Genomic DNA, 13,958 nt, shown 5'->3' on the forward strand with positions numbered 1-13,958 from the left:
AGCTGGCTTCTGTCGCAATGTCCATGCAGGCACGCTTTCCCTACCCGCCGCACCGCGGCTTCAACCGGAAAACTGCCATGACCCCGATCCTCTTCTACGGCGTGCCCTCGGGCTGCTCGTTCGGCTCCATCGTTGCCCTGGAATGGCTGCGCCAGCCTTACCAGCTATGCCGCATTGACATGCCCGGCCAAGTGCAGGGTGAAGACTACCGCCGCCTCAATCCGCTGGGAGAAACGCCCACCCTGCGCACCGCCGAAGGTGAGCTGATCAGCGAGAGCCTGGCCATCCTCAACCACCTGGCCGCGCGCGGCATTGCCCAGGGCTGGGGCTTCGCGCAGGGCACGCCCGGCTTCGACCGCCTCAACCAGGCGCTGGCCTATCTCAACACCAGCTTCTTTGGTGCATATGCCCCGCTCTGGCATGCGCTGGAACATGCCGAGGGTGCCGACGGCGAGGCCCTGCGCCGCTACGGCACGGAAAAAGTACGCCACGTGCATCAGGCGCTTGAGCAGATGATCGGCAACGGCCCATGGCTGCTGGGCGAGCGGCGCAGCTTCGCCGATGCCTACTTTGCCGGCATCGCCCGCTGGAACGACTACCATCAGGTCGTCGACCGCAGCGAATTCCCGAAGCTGCAGCAACTGTTCGAACGCCTGCAGGACGATGCGGGCGTGCAGTTCGCGCATGCCATCGAAGCGCAGCAGCCGGCAACCAGCGGCGGTGGATTCCTCGGCGAGGTGCGGCTGGAAGAGGTGCTTGAGGCCGCAGCGGCCTGAGTCCTGTCCTGCCCGTACGGCAGCGGCGCGCAATGCCTCTTGCGCGCCGCGCTACAGTGGTATGTCCCCCGCTGCAGGAATCCGCGCATGTCCACGTTCTCCGATCCGCAGGCGGTGGCCCGCTATGCCGAAGCGCCGCTGCGCCAGGTGCCCGGCTTCCTCGCCCTGCAGCAGATGAGCCGGCTGCTGCTGGCCGAACGTGTCCCTGCGCAGGGCCGCGTGCTGGTGCTGGGTGCCGGTGGCGGGTTGGAACTGAAGGCCTTCGCCGAGGCGCAGCCGTGCTGGCAGCTGCTGGGGGTCGACCCGGCCGCGCCGATGCTGGCCCTGGCCGAGCAGACACTGGGTCCGCTGATGTCGCGCGTGCAGCTGCTGGAAGGCTATATCGACGATGCACCGGATGCGCGCTTCGACGGCGCCAGCTGCCTACTGACCCTGCACTTCCTCGATGCCGCGCAGCGCCTGCACACGCTGCGCGAACTGCACCGGCGCCTGCAACCCGGCGCGCCACTGGTGGTGGCGCACCACAGCGTGCCGCAGGACCCGGCCGGCAAGCTGCGATGGCTGCAGCGCTACGCAGCGTTCGCCGAAGCCTCGGGGGTTGCCCACGCCGATGCGCAGCGCGCGATCGACGCCATTGCCGAACGGTTGCCGCTGCTGGCGCCCGAGCAGGAGGTCGCGCTGCTGCAGGAGGCCGGCTTCGACGGTGTGGAGCTGTTCTACGCCGGCTTCAGCTTCAAGGGCTGGGTGGCCTACGCAACCTGATGCACCCGGCCCGCAGGCATCATGGCACCACCGTGATACCGATGCGCTGCATCAACAGCGCCACCTGCTGCACATCCAGCGTGGCGCCGCGCAGATTGGTGCTGCGCAGGTCCAGCTCGCCCAGCTCGGAGTTGGTCAGATCGCAGTCGGTGAAGTTGGCGCTGTTCCAGTCGATGCCCTCGAACTGGCCACCGGACAGGTCCGAGCCGGCGAAGCTGGCACCGCTCACGTTCGCACCGTCCCAGCGGTTCTCCCACAACTCGCACTTTTCCAGTGTCACCCGCGAAAAATTCGCATAGCGCAGGTTCGACTTCTTGATGAAGGCACTGCAGAACCAGCTGCGCGTGGTGATCTGGTTCATGAAGCTGGCGTTGCTGAAGTCCGCGCCCTGCGCGCGGCATTCGCTGATCTCCAGGCCCAGCGCCTTGATGAAACTGAAATGGCACATGCTGAGATCGCAGCTGCGGAAGCTGGCTTCTTTCAGCGTGGCGCCGTTGAAGCGACAACCGGCGCGCGTGTCGGCGTCATAGAAGCCGCAGTTGATGAACTCGGTACCGGTCAGGTCGGCGCCGGAAAAATCACATTCGTGGAACTGCTGGTCGACCACCTTCTGGCCGGTGTACTGGTCCGCGCCGATGCGCAGCTTGCGGTGAACGGTGGGGGACATCGGGGATTCCATGCCATGAGCCCCGCCATGATGCCGGGCTTCGCAGGCGATCCAAAGGCCCGCAGCCTCAGATCGCCGACAGGCCCGTCGCCGCCTCGCCCCCACCCCATGCACGTTGTTGCACGTTAATGCACGAAAGTGCAGACTTGCAACATGAGCTCCGATCCCAGCCCCCWCCCCGCCCAACGCACCCAGCAGATCCTCGAGGAACTGCGCCAGCAGGGCCGCGTGGTCGCCGCCGAGCTGGCGCGCCGCTATGCCGTCTCCGAAGATTCGATCCGCCGTGACCTGCGCGAACTGGCCGCGCAAGGGCTATGCCAGCGCGTCTACGGAGGCGCCGTGCTGCCGCCGCCGCAGGAACGCCCACTGCGCGAACGACTGACCCGCGACCGCGGCGACAAGGCCGAACTGGCCGCCCGTGTCTGCGCGCTGCTGCAACCCGGCCAGGTGGTACTGCTCGATGCCGGGTCGACCAACCTGGCGATCGCCCAGCAGCTGCCGGCCGCTCTCGGCTTGACGGTGATCACCAACGCGCCACAGATCGCCACCGCCGCCAGCGTGCTTGAAGGTACCTCGGTGCAGTTGATCGGCGGACGCCTGGCCAGCGGTGGTGGCGCGGTCGGCGCTGAAGCACTGGCCCAGGTGCAGCGCCTGCGCGCCGACGTATACCTGCCCGGCCCCTGCGCGGTGGACGGCGACACCGGCGTGTGGGCGATGGATGCCGAAGAAGCCACGCTGAAGCGCGCGATGGTTGCCTGCAGCAGCCGCGTCATCGTCGCCGCCACCACCGAAAAACTCGGTGCACGCGGCAACTGGCAGATCGCCAGCCTCGACGAGATCGACGACCTGGTGCTGACCACCTCGGCCCCGCCGGCGCTGGCCGCGCGCTTCCGTGCCGCCGGCATCGCCGTGCACCCCACTCCGCCCTGACCGTACTGCTCATGTCCCTTGCCAACCGCGCGCGTGCCGAACAGCACGCGACCCGCGCTGCGTTCTTCATTCCCGGCTTCGCCACCGCGCTGTGGGCCACGCTGGTGCCGTTCGCCAAGGCGCGTACCGGCATCAACGACGCCACGCTGGGACTGGTGCTGCTCTGCCTCGGTGCCGGTTCGCTGCTGGCGATGCCCTTGTCCGGCGTGCTGGCCGCGCGCCTGGGTTGCCGGCGGGTGATGGTGGCCAGCAGCCTGCTGATCTGCCTGACCGTGCCCGGCCTGGCGCTGGCTGGTTCGGCCTGGTCACTGGGCCTGGTGCTGTTCGTGTTCGGTGCCGCCGTAGGCGCAATGGACTGCACGATGAACGTGCAGGCCGTCATCGTCGAGCGCGAAGCACGGCGCGTGATGATGTCCGGCTTCCATGCCTTCTTCAGCATCGGTGGTTTCCTCGGCGCGGCCACCATGACCGTGCTGCTGTCCGCACAGATGCCCCCCTTGGCATCGGTGATGATCGGCGTTGGCGCCATGCTGTTGGTGATGCTGCTGTCGGCGGCGTACTGGCACAGCGAACGCATGCCGCACGACACACCGATGCTGGCCCTGCCCCACGGCATCGTGCTGTTCATCGGTGTACTCGCCTTCGTCGCCTTCCTCGGTGAAGGCGCGATGCTGGACTGGAGCGCGGTCTTCCTCAGCGATGTGCGTCGCGTCGATGCCAGCCTCGCCGGCATCGGCTATGTAACCTTCACCCTGACCATGACCGTGGCGCGCCTGTTCGGCGATGCACTGGTAGCGCGCGTAGGCCGTGAGCGCGCGATCGTGTTCGGCGCGCTGCTCGCCACCGCAGGCGTGCTGGTGCTGACCCTGGTCACGCCGTGGCAGGCGTCACTGCTCGGCTATGTGCTGGTTGGCCTCGGCTGCGCCAACATCGCGCCCGCGCTGTTCTCGCTGGCCGGTCACCAGACGCGCATGCCGGGTGCGCTGGCAATCACCGCGGTATCCACGCTGGGCTTTGCCGGCATCCTTGCCGGACCGGCGCTGATCGGTTTCGCTGCCAACCACTTCGGCCTGATCGCTGCGTTCATCGGCGTGGCCACGGCCTTGTTGCTGGTGGCCGTGTCCACACGTTGGCTGCGGATGTAGCCCAGGGCCTCAGCGCCGCCTGTGCCGCAGCTTCATCCGCAATCGCCGATAGCCGATCACCGTCGCCGTGGCACACAACGCGGTGCCGGCAGCGCTCAGCAGCAGCAACACCGCCAGCCGGGCACCTTCCTGGCGCAGCATCGCCGGCAGGTCCCAGCTGTGCAGGAAGTAGAACAACCAGCGCCCCACGCGCTCCCGATGCCCCATCGTCAGCAACGGATCGCCCGTGGCCAGATCGAGGTAGACCCGCGTCGCCTCGGCATCGCCGAAGTCCACCACTGCTACCGGGAAGCGGCGTACCGCTGCACCATTCATGGCCTCGGGCGCACGCGGATAGAAGTAGGCATCCGCTGCCTGCTGCACCACGAAGCCCTGCATCGGCGCAGCGGACAGCGCACGCACCTTCTGCTGCAGCCACGCTGCCGGCAGCAACCGCGCAACCTGCAAGTGCCCATTGCCGCTGGACACGATGCGGGTCTCGCCTTTCCCATCCAGCAGCACTGCGAACAGCTCGCCTCCGATGCGGCGCCACTGGATCTCGACCGGTTGGAAGCGCTCAGCATCGGCCACCGCCAGAAGCTTCACCGGCTCAGCCAGCGCGCCATCCACCGCCACCGCGCCGCCACGATAGTGCTCAACATCGATCGCCTCGCGCGTGCTGCTGAAGACCCCCAATGGATTCATCGACATCAGCCCGCTGAAGATCCAGGTGAACACGAAGGCCGCAGCCATCAGTCCGATCAGATGGTGCCAGCGCATCCACGGTTCGACGTACGGCGTCTTCGCACCGGAGCGGTAGCGCCCGCGGAAACGCCAGCGCCACACACCCACCACGATGCCGCTGACCGCCGCCACCGTGCACAGCGCGGACAGCACGATCACCACCCACGTCCACACCGGATCCACCGACTGCATGCGCAGGAAATACAGCCAGTGCAGCCAGGCCCCCACATAGTTCCAGCGCTGCTGCACATGCGGTGCGTCCAGCACCACTTCACCGGTGCGCGAGGACACATACAGGTCACCGGGCTGTGCGCCCGCCACCTCCACCCGGTACAGCGGCCGGTGCGCGTCCAGCGCGCGCGAATGCGTCCAACGGTCCTCTTCCACGCGCATTGCACCGACAAAGGCCGGGCCGCCAGCAAACTGTACCGCTGACGCTTCGGCGCGCTGTGCCGATACGGGCAGCAGGGCGTGGCCGGTGTACGCCGACCAGGCGCCCACGTTGCTTCCCGCGCGAACCACATACGCAGGCTCGCCACGCAGCGTGGTCAGTGCCACGGTCTCCGGCTCGGCCTGCACGGCTGCAGGCAGCACCGACAGCCCGCGCAGATCGCGGGCCTCCGGCAGCACCGGTAATGCCGCCAGACGTTCACCGGGCGTCAGCTTCGGGTAGCCGATGAACAACATCACCATGCCGCTGACGAACCACAACAGCATCAGCAGGCATCCGCCGATGCCGAGCCAACGGTGCACCAGGTAGGTCCAGCGCTTGGCAGTGGATCGCAGCGACATGGTGCGTGTCCTCAGAAGCGATGGTCGACGGTGAACTCGACGCGACGATCCGCGCCCAGCAGCCACTGCGTGCTGGTGTAGTACGCGGTGGCGTAGTACGCCTTGTCGAATACGTTGAACAGGCGCGCTGACAATCGCGTGCGCGGTGCTGCCTGCCAGGTCAGCGCCAGGTCAGTGGTGCTGTAGCTGGGCAACTCCAGCGTGTTGGCATTGTCTGCGTAGCGCTTGCCGACATAGCGAACGCCACCCGCCGCGCTCCAGTCCGGTGCGAACTGCCAGCTCAACCACACATTGGCCAGGCGTTCGGCCACGTTCGGCGGCACGTTGCCATCGCGCGACACCAGCAGCGGCGGCGAACCGGTGATCTCCAGGAAGTCCTCGAACTCGGCCTTCAGCACCGTGGCGTTGGCATCCAACGTCCAGTGCGGCGCGACGTTCCAGTTCAACGACGCCTCGATACCACGCGAGGTCTGCGCGCCCACCTGCACCCGGCGATCCGGTACCAGCGGATCGCGGCTGAGCAGCCCGGTCTTGCGGATGCGGTACGCCGCCAGCGTCCACTCGCCGCCATCGAAGGCCTGCTTCAGGCCCACTTCGATCTGCCGGCCCTTGGCCAGGTCGAAGGCGCCGTTGGCCGGGCTGATCATCAGCAGCCCACTGACCGGGTCTGCTGCCTGCGAGTACTGCGCATACAGGCTCAGCGTCGGCCGCAGCGCGAACACCGTACCTGCACGCCAGCCGGTGCTGCTGTAGGTCTTCGAGAACGCGTTCTGGCCGCTGATCAGATCGGTACGGTCGATGCGCGCGCGGTCGTGGCGCAGCCCACCCAGCACCGACCAGCGCTCGCTCAGCGCCAACCGATCTTCCACGAACAGCGCGTACTGCTCGGCACGATTGCGGTAGCGCGGCAGGTTCGGCGCGTCGCTGGCGAACTGGCCCGGCACCGGATGGAACGGATCGACCGGGCCGGAGCTGCCCGCATAGGTGTTGTTGGTGTGCTTGAAATGCGCACGGTTTGCGTCCAGACCCACCGCGAAATTGTTGGCCAGGCCGCCTACATTCCCTTGCACACGCAGCGTCGAGGTCAGCCCGGTCTGGTCCTGGTTGTGGGTGATCTGGGTGTTGCCCGAGCGGTCGATCAGGCCGGTGCGCGGGTTGTAGACATAGGCTTCGGCATTGCGCCAATCGCGCTGGCTGTCGATCTGGTAGAGGCGCGTGCGCCATTCCACGTTCGCGTTCGGCGCCCACAGCGCATCGAGCTGGGTCCAGCGGTCGCGATAGCGGATCTGGCTGTCGTCCACGTTGTAGTTGCGGTGGCGCAGCGCCTCCAGCTGGCGGCCCTCGACCAGCGGCGTGCCGAAGTAGCGCATCGGTTGCTGGTAGCCCTGCGCATGGGTGAGGGTCAGCTGCAGGTCCGCGCGCGGCTGCCACAGCAGCGCGCCGGAGAACGTCGCATCGTTGTTGCGACCACGGTCCACCCAACCGCCGCTGTAGTTGCCACTCATATCCAACCGATAGGCCAGGTCCGGGGTCAGCGCACCGCCGCTGCCGAAGCCCAGGCGCGCGGTGTCCTCGCTGCCCACAGTCACGCTGATCTCGTTTTCGATGGCACCGCGCGAGGGCTTCTTCGGCACGATGTTGATCACGCCGCCGATCGCACCGTCGCCATGGATGACCGACGCCGGCCCGCGCAGCACTTCGATGCGCTCGATCGACCAGGTATCGAACGGGAAGGTGATGCCCACGCCGCCGTACTGACGCAGCCCGTCGTACAGGCGCATCACCGAGGCACCGTCGGTGAAGCCGCGGCTGGAGAGCGCGCTCAGGCCATTGCCCGGGTGCGGCATGGCACTGATCGCACCTGCCCGGCTGATCGCATCGTTGAGGTTGCTGTCGCCGCGCTGCTCCAGCTGCTCGCGCGAAATCACCGTCAGGCTGGCCGGTGTCTGCAGCACGCTCAGGCCCAACGCAGAGCCTGCGCTGGCGGTGGAAGACAGCTCGCCGCTGCGGGTATCGATCACGCGTACGGTCTCCAGCGTGGTCGGTGGTGCCGCGTCGGCAGCAAGGGCAGAAGTGGAGTGCAGCAAGAGCGCGCAGGCAACAGTCAGCGCCGCCCGGCGCAGGCGCGCGGAGTTGGGGTTCGTTTTCATTTTTTCACGGCATGCAAGGCCACCCCGCAGTGCGGGGCAGCTCAAGGAGTTCGGGAAGCGCGCACGCAGTAGTGCCAGGCCATGCCTGGCAGCTCGGAAGAATCAATCCAACGGCGTACGCGCAGGTCTCAGACGGCCATCAAGGCCGGCGGCCCACGCGCCCCCAACGTTCCACTGACGCGTTGTGGCAACGCGCACACCGCACCGCGCAGCGCGCGGCACACCGCGGCCATCGGCACCAGCAGCAACAATGCCGCCACCAACAGTGTGATCAACCGCGCTGCGATCAGGCAGTAATCGCAATCCACACCCATCTCATGATCGGCATGTGGATCGGCAGCCGGCTTCGGCGTCGATTCGCCGTGCGGCATCGCCATCGCGTGGTGGTCGTGATGGCCTTCCATCGCGTGCTGTGCGTGCTGGGAATGATCCATTGCCGCCACCGGCTCCGACGCGGCCACGTGCCCGTGCGCCAGCCAGCGGCTCACCAGCGGGGCGAGCAGCACCAGCAGCAGGGCAAGCCAAGCCAGGGCCTGGAACCGGCGGTGGAGGACAGAATGACGCACGCGGCCATTCTACGGGCCCGCAGCCAACCTTGGACCCCGTTCAGGGTTTACCCCCTGCGACACGGTGACGCAGGCCTGTGCGGCCGGCCAGCTCGATGGCCATGCCCTGCCCCAGCGCTCTGCAGATCCACGCCATGCGTGGGGGCCCTCGCCCATCAACTCACGTACTGGGCCACACCATTACCGAATGACCAGTTTTCCTTCTTCACTTCCACCAGATTGATGAACACATCTTCGCGGCGGATGCCCACAGCCGCGTGCAGGCCCTCGGCAATGCCCAGGTACAACGCCTTCTTCTGCTCCAACGTGCGCCCTTCGTTCCAGGTGATCTGGATGCAGATGAAATCGTCGGTGCGGTCCACGCCCAGGTAGCCGGGGTCGTAGATCAGCGTGCCGGGCGCGTGTTCCTGGAAGATCTGGAAGCGGTCGTTTTCCGGCACCCCCACCGCGCGCATGGCCTGGTAGATGGTTTCACCGACACGTTGCAGGTAGTCGGCGGATTTGCCTTTGCGAAGATCGATGCGGGCGAGCGGCATGACGGGGCTCCAGCGTGGATGGGCACGGCAATGGGTTGAGACTACGCCTGCACGGGGCGGTGGGACAGCGCAGGGATGGAACGTCTGCTCTCATGGATGGCACATTCGGTAGTGCCACGCCGGATGACGTGATTGCCACGTGGAGACGACCGTGGAGCGGCGCAATCCGGTTCAGGCGCGGGCGGCGGGTTGCGCCATGGAGGATGGGGCGCACATGGAGTGAGTGCTGGGCTGCACAGATCCGGAAACGCCGGCTCCTGCCGGGCGTACTTGCAACTTTCCTCACTGACTTCGGTGTTTGCACGAATCGATGATCGCCTCGCCGAGGCAGGTTGCCTTGGTCGGGATTGGCGTCTCGAATAACCGAACAGGCTCACAGGATGTTGCGATATCGATCGCAGCAAAGAGAATGCACCGATTGCCTTCAATGGCGGGCGGTGCGTGGGGATCGGAAGATCCGCCGGGCCTTTTCTCCCTGTGAGCCTTTCAGCCTTGGTACGCCAACCCGCACCGTCCGCCACCTTCACTCGGGAAGGTGGCTTCACGCCAGTGAGGGTTTCGCCATGACCAACCGCACCGCCGTCCATCCCCGCCTATTCGCCTTGATCGGCGACATCACCGCCGACGTGCCCGAAGGTCTCGCACGCGAGATCGAGTGCGCCCTGCACGAACAGAATCTGCCCGTGCAGCCGCCTGCCTTCTTCACTTGCCTCAATGCCATCAACCATGCCGACGGCGATGACGGACAACCGTGCAGCAGCCTCACCCTTTGCGCCAGCAATCACGCCTCACTGCGCCGCTCGCTGTCCGGGCTCAGTGCATTGCTCGACCTGCTGCAGGCGGGCGATCGAGCGCGCGCCGAGGGTGGCCCGGACCAGCAGTTGGGTGCCTTCCACACTGATGGACTGATCGTGGCCGCGCGACAACTGGTGCGTGAGGCGCATCATTGTCTCGCGGACGGCGACGCCTGACCGGCCCGCATGCCCGCCCGCTACAATCGCGCAGGGAACGCAGGAGACCGCAATGGACGCCGAACACCTGGAGTACTTCAAGGCCGCTCTGGAAGGCCGCGCAAGCGTAGGCTGGAACGTATGGTTCGCCGCCAACCAGCAGGCGCTGGCACAACAACTGAGCCGCCCTGCACTGCTGCGCTTGAAGTTCAGCAAACTGGATGAAGCCGAACGCCTGCTCGCCGAGGCCGGCATCGTGCCCCGCAGTACGGCGGGCAAACGCTACGAAATGTACTGCGCCCAGTTCTCGGCGGATGTGGTGGATGCGAACGGTCGCCCACTGCCAGCCATCTGGCGCGCAGCGCACGGCGGTGCCATTGGCCTGCTGGCCGAGGGTGAGCAGGAGGCCGGGCAAACGAAGCTGCTCGCGGAGTTCCGCCGCGTCCGCAGGCGTGGGCTGCAGCAGGCCCATGAATGGTTGGCCGATCTGTGCTTTGAAGGCGAGATGGAACTGACCAGCGGCAATGCAGAGGTGGGCCGTAGTCTGCTGGCGGTTGTAGTGCAGGCCGGTAGCGGCCACGACCTGTTGGATGCTACGGCGATGATTGCGCGGGAACTGCTGGAGGAACACGGTTGAGGCGGTGCGCGCATTCGGCTGATCTGCTGGATCGCAGGCAACAAAAAAGCCCCCATTGCTGGAGGCTTCTTTCGTTCTGCAACATGGTGGGCGGTACAGGGATCGAACCTGTGACCCTTGCCGTGTGAAGGCAATGCTCTACCGCTGAGCTAACCGCCCGGTGTGTTGCTGAGCCGCTCATTATAGGGGCTTTTCAGAGGCCGTCAACAGTTTTTCACATTCGTGTTCACGCGTGTTTCGAGGTCGTCGCCGAGCATGGCCCGGCGCTACCGGAATCACATCGTATGGGTCGGCTTGTCCGAGCTGGTCAGGCCCGCCAACAGGGTCTCGATCTTGTGGCGCACGCCCTCGCCTTCGGCGCCGTCGGCCAGCTGCACGCCGATGCCGGCGGTGCGGTTGCCCTGCGCGCCGGCCGGGGTCACCCAGATCACCTTGCCGGCCACCGGCAGGCGCTCGCTGGAATCGGGCAGGGTCAGCAGCAGGAACACCTCGTCGCCCAGGAAGTAGCGCTTGGGCGTGGGCACGAAGATGCCGCCATTCTTCACGAACGGCATGTATGCGCTGTACAGCGCGGCTTTGTCCTTCACAGCCAGGGACAGGATGCCCTGGCGGGCGTTGCTGGCACTCATCGATTTCCCCTTGCGGCAGGCCGCTCGTTCACCCTGTTCCAGGCCAGCAGCAACTCGACCACGGCAAGGTCTGCACGCACTGTGGTGCGCAGCAGGTCGCGGGTGCGGTTGGCCGCATCGAACCAGGCTGCAAGCTTGTGCAATCGCTCCGGCGTGGTCAAGGCATCGGTGCTGGCCTGGGCCAGCGCCAGGTCGGCGGCAAAGCGCAGGCGCAGCGCCGCGTTGTCATCGCCGCACCACTTCTGCGCCAGCTCCACCGCACCGGTCTTGCCGGCGGCCAGCTGTTCCAGCTCGCGGCCGACCTCGCGGCGCAGGCTCAGGCCGTCTTCGCGCAGCCAGTTGTCGGCCTGGCCGGGATGGCCGCGCGCGGCCTCCAGCGCCTCACGCGCCGACGGCTCGCTGTGGCCCTGCTGCTGCAGCCAGACCAGCGCTTCGTGCTGCGGCGGCAGCTTGAACTCCAGGCGCTGGCAGCGGCTGCGGATGGTCTGCGGCAGGCGCGCCGGGTCGCTGCTGATCAGCCACAGATAACGTCCGGGCTGCGGCTCTTCCAGGGTCTTCAGCAGCGCGTTGGCCGCCGAGCGGTTGATCGCATCGGCCGGGTCCACGATCACCACCTGCGCCACGCCGTACTGCGGGGTCAGCGCCAGCTTGTCGGTGATCTCGCGCACCTGCTCGATCACGATCTCGGTGCGCAGCTTGTCGCCGCTCTTGTTGGGAATGAAGCTGACCAGCTGCAGGTCCGGATGGGTACCGGCGGCAATCAGCTGGCGCGTGCGCGTGGCATGCGCGGCGTCACCGCGGGCCAGCACGTGGTCGGCCAATGCCAGCGCCACCTCGCGCTTGCCCAGCCCGGCCGGGCCGCAGATCAGCAGGCCGTGACCGAGACGATCGGCATCGAGTGCCGCCACGGTCTGGTCGAAGGCGCGCTGCTGCCATGGCGAGAACGTGCTCATGCGCCCTCCCCGTCCTGCAGCCAGCGCTCGACACGCGCGACCACATCAGCGGCCACGCGTGCCTGCTCCTGACCCGCATCAATCAACGCGAAGCGCTGCGGGTCCTGCTGCGCGCGGCTGCGGAACACTTCGCGCACGCGCTGGAAGAAATCATCCTGTTCGCTTTCGATGCGGTCCGGCCACAGGTCGCGTCCGTTGGCGCGCGCGCGGCCGACGGCCACGTCCACATCCAGCAGCAGGGTCAGCCCCGGCAGCAGGCCAACCGCGCGGCGCTCCAGGTCGGCAATCCACTGCGGATCGAGGCCACGGCCACCACCCTGGTAGGCATAGCTGGAATCGGTGAAGCGATCACTCAACACATAGGCACCGCGTTGCAATGCCGGCTGGATTACCTGGCGCACATGCTGCGCGCGCGCAGCGAACACCAGCAGCAGTTCGGCCTCGGCGCTGAGCGGTTCGGCGGCAATCTCGGCATCGGGCTTCAGCACCAGGCCGCGGATGCGCTCGGCCAGCGGCGTGCCGCCCGGCTCACGGGTCAGCACCACTTCATGACCATGGCTGCGCAGGCACTCGCGGATGGCATTGATGGCGGTGGTCTTGCCCGCGCCCTCGCCGCCTTCCAGGCTGACGAAACGCGGGTGGCGAAGCAGCGCGGGACTCATTGCGCCGGGGTCTCCTGGGTACGTTGCTGGCGCAGCTGCTGCAGGTAGCGGGCCACTGCGGCGTTGTGCTGGTCCAGGCTGGGCGAGAACACGTGCGCGCCACTGCCATCGCCTACGGCGACGAAATACAGCGCGTCGCCCGGCGCCGGCTGCGCGGCCGCCATCAGCGCGTCGCGGCTGGGCATGGCGATCGGCGTCGGGGTCAGGCCGGCACGGGTATAGGTGTTGTAGGGCGTATCGGTGGTCAGGTCGCGGCGGCGGATATTGCCGTCGTACGCAGCGCCGATGCCGTAGATCACGGTCGGGTCGGTCTGCAGGCGCATGCCGATCTTCAGGCGCCGCATGAACACCCCGGCAATCTGCGGGCGCTCGCTGGCCAGCGCGGTTTCCTTCTCGATGATCGAGGCCATCGTCAGCAGTTCGTAGGGCGTGTTGATCGGCAGATCCGGCGCGCGGCTTTCCCAGGCTTCATCCAGTGCCTTTTCCATCGCGGCGTGGGCGCGCTTGAGCACGTCCAGGTCACTGTCGCCGCGCTGGTAGACGTAGGTTTCCGGCAGGAAGCGGCCTTCCGGATGCTGGCCGCCGAATCCGAGGCGCTGCATCAGTGCGGCATCATCGAGGCTGTCGGTGGTGTGCACCAGCGGTTCGGCGCGCTTGAGTGCGGCCCGCACTTGGCGGATGTTCCAGCCTTCGACGATGGTGACGCGGTGCTGCAGCACCTTGCCGGCGCGCATGCGCAGCAGCAGCTCGCGCGGGGTCAGCTCGCCACTGAGCGCGTACTCGCCCACCTTCAGTTTGCCGGCGGCATCAAGCTGGCGCGCCAGCAGCTGCCACTGGGTGTCCTGGCCCTCGTCCACCCCCGCATCGCGCAGCTTGCGCAGCACGCTGTTCATGCCATCGCCGCTGGCGATGACCACGCTCTCGGCGGAGGGGGTGATCGGGGCATCGGCGAAGCGGGTCTGCTGGTAGAAGAACCACGCGCCCGCGCCGGCCACGACGGCGGCCAGCACCACCACCAGCGTTACCACGAACAGACACCCGCGCTTGGCTCCCGCCATGGACTACCTCTGAACTCGATTC

General features: G+C 67.0%; 15 protein-coding genes and 1 tRNA gene. 6 read left to right on the plus strand and 10 right to left on the minus strand.

Going from position 1 to position 13,958, the window contains the following annotated elements; all coding sequences use genetic code 11:
* Positions 1 to 77: 77 nt before the first annotated feature.
* Both D7Y61_RS14175 and D7Y61_RS14180 read left to right on the plus strand, forming a co-directional pair.
* Positions 78 to 776, plus strand: coding sequence for a glutathione S-transferase family protein (locus D7Y61_RS14175; RefSeq protein ID WP_180866931.1), 699 nt, complete (start codon positions 78 to 80; stop codon positions 774 to 776).
* Between the two features lie 87 nt (positions 777 to 863).
* Positions 864 to 1,538: a class I SAM-dependent methyltransferase gene (locus D7Y61_RS14180; protein WP_180866933.1), complete on the plus strand. Its 675-nt coding sequence runs from the start codon at positions 864 to 866 to the stop codon at positions 1,536 to 1,538.
* 19 nt (positions 1,539 to 1,557) lie between these two features.
* Here D7Y61_RS14180 and smqnr read toward each other — a convergent pair whose 3' ends face one another.
* On the minus strand, positions 1,558 to 2,205 hold the full coding sequence (gene smqnr / locus D7Y61_RS14185; protein ID WP_180866935.1) for a SmQnr family pentapeptide repeat protein: 648 nt from the start codon (positions 2,203 to 2,205) through the stop codon (positions 1,558 to 1,560).
* 153 nt (positions 2,206 to 2,358) lie between these two features.
* Between smqnr and D7Y61_RS14190 the strand changes: the two genes are divergently transcribed.
* A complete protein-coding gene (locus D7Y61_RS14190; protein WP_180866937.1) occupies positions 2,359 to 3,135 on the plus strand; it encodes a DeoR/GlpR family DNA-binding transcription regulator in 777 nt (258 codons plus the stop codon).
* A gap of 11 nt (positions 3,136 to 3,146) precedes the next feature.
* Positions 3,147 to 4,280 (plus strand): MFS transporter, encoded by a 1,134-nt coding sequence (locus D7Y61_RS14195; RefSeq protein ID WP_180866938.1) that lies wholly within the window; start codon positions 3,147 to 3,149, stop codon positions 4,278 to 4,280.
* A 9-nt stretch (positions 4,281 to 4,289) separates the two neighbouring features.
* Here D7Y61_RS14195 and D7Y61_RS14200 read toward each other — a convergent pair whose 3' ends face one another.
* The 4 genes from D7Y61_RS14200 to D7Y61_RS14215 form a co-directional block, all read right to left on the minus strand.
* A complete protein-coding gene (locus tag D7Y61_RS14200) occupies positions 4,290 to 5,795 on the minus strand; it encodes a PepSY domain-containing protein (RefSeq protein WP_180866940.1) in 1,506 nt (501 codons plus the stop codon).
* An 11-nt stretch (positions 5,796 to 5,806) separates the two neighbouring features.
* The gene (locus D7Y61_RS14205; protein ID WP_180866942.1) at positions 5,807 to 7,945 is read right to left on the minus strand and encodes a TonB-dependent receptor; all 2,139 of its coding nucleotides are present in this window, start codon (positions 7,943 to 7,945) and stop codon (positions 5,807 to 5,809) included.
* 128 nt (positions 7,946 to 8,073) lie between these two features.
* Positions 8,074 to 8,460 (minus strand): DUF2946 family protein, encoded by a 387-nt coding sequence (locus tag D7Y61_RS14210; RefSeq protein WP_180867039.1) that lies wholly within the window; start codon positions 8,458 to 8,460, stop codon positions 8,074 to 8,076.
* Positions 8,461 to 8,666: 206 nt separating this feature from the next.
* Positions 8,667 to 9,047 (minus strand): tautomerase family protein, encoded by a 381-nt coding sequence (locus tag D7Y61_RS14215; RefSeq protein ID WP_180866944.1) that lies wholly within the window; start codon positions 9,045 to 9,047, stop codon positions 8,667 to 8,669.
* 563 nt (positions 9,048 to 9,610) lie between these two features.
* On the opposite strand from D7Y61_RS14215, the gene D7Y61_RS14220 reads away from it, so the two are divergent.
* Together D7Y61_RS14220 and D7Y61_RS14225 are read left to right on the plus strand one after the other, a co-directional pair.
* The gene (locus D7Y61_RS14220) at positions 9,611 to 10,018 is read left to right on the plus strand and encodes a hypothetical protein (RefSeq protein WP_180866945.1); all 408 of its coding nucleotides are present in this window, start codon (positions 9,611 to 9,613) and stop codon (positions 10,016 to 10,018) included.
* 52 nt (positions 10,019 to 10,070) lie between these two features.
* On the plus strand, positions 10,071 to 10,634 hold the full coding sequence (locus tag D7Y61_RS14225) for a hypothetical protein (protein WP_180866947.1): 564 nt from the start codon (positions 10,071 to 10,073) through the stop codon (positions 10,632 to 10,634).
* Between the two features lie 84 nt (positions 10,635 to 10,718).
* Here the strand turns inward: D7Y61_RS14225 and D7Y61_RS14230 are convergent.
* From D7Y61_RS14230 to mltG, 5 genes are all read right to left on the minus strand, one after another.
* Positions 10,719 to 10,793: transfer RNA gene (locus tag D7Y61_RS14230), tRNA-Val, on the minus strand.
* A gap of 116 nt (positions 10,794 to 10,909) precedes the next feature.
* Complete coding sequence (locus D7Y61_RS14235) at positions 10,910 to 11,263, minus strand: PilZ domain-containing protein (RefSeq protein WP_004146965.1); 354 nt, start codon at positions 11,261 to 11,263, stop codon at positions 10,910 to 10,912.
* A complete protein-coding gene (locus tag D7Y61_RS14240; protein WP_180866948.1) occupies positions 11,260 to 12,216 on the minus strand; it encodes a DNA polymerase III subunit delta' in 957 nt (318 codons plus the stop codon). The genes D7Y61_RS14235 and D7Y61_RS14240 overlap by 4 nt, the downstream gene beginning before the upstream one ends.
* A complete protein-coding gene (gene tmk, locus D7Y61_RS14245; protein ID WP_106549827.1) occupies positions 12,213 to 12,878 on the minus strand; it encodes a dTMP kinase in 666 nt (221 codons plus the stop codon). Before tmk ends, D7Y61_RS14240 begins: the two co-directional genes overlap by 4 nt.
* Positions 12,875 to 13,936, minus strand: a complete 1,062-nt coding sequence (gene mltG, locus D7Y61_RS14250) for an endolytic transglycosylase MltG (protein ID WP_180866950.1) — start codon at positions 13,934 to 13,936, stop codon at positions 12,875 to 12,877. Before mltG ends, tmk begins: the two co-directional genes overlap by 4 nt.
* Positions 13,937 to 13,958 lie beyond the last annotated feature (22 nt).

Source organism: Stenotrophomonas maltophilia, assembly GCF_013464485.1.
Classification (GTDB): domain Bacteria; phylum Pseudomonadota; class Gammaproteobacteria; order Xanthomonadales; family Xanthomonadaceae; genus Stenotrophomonas; species Stenotrophomonas maltophilia_AW.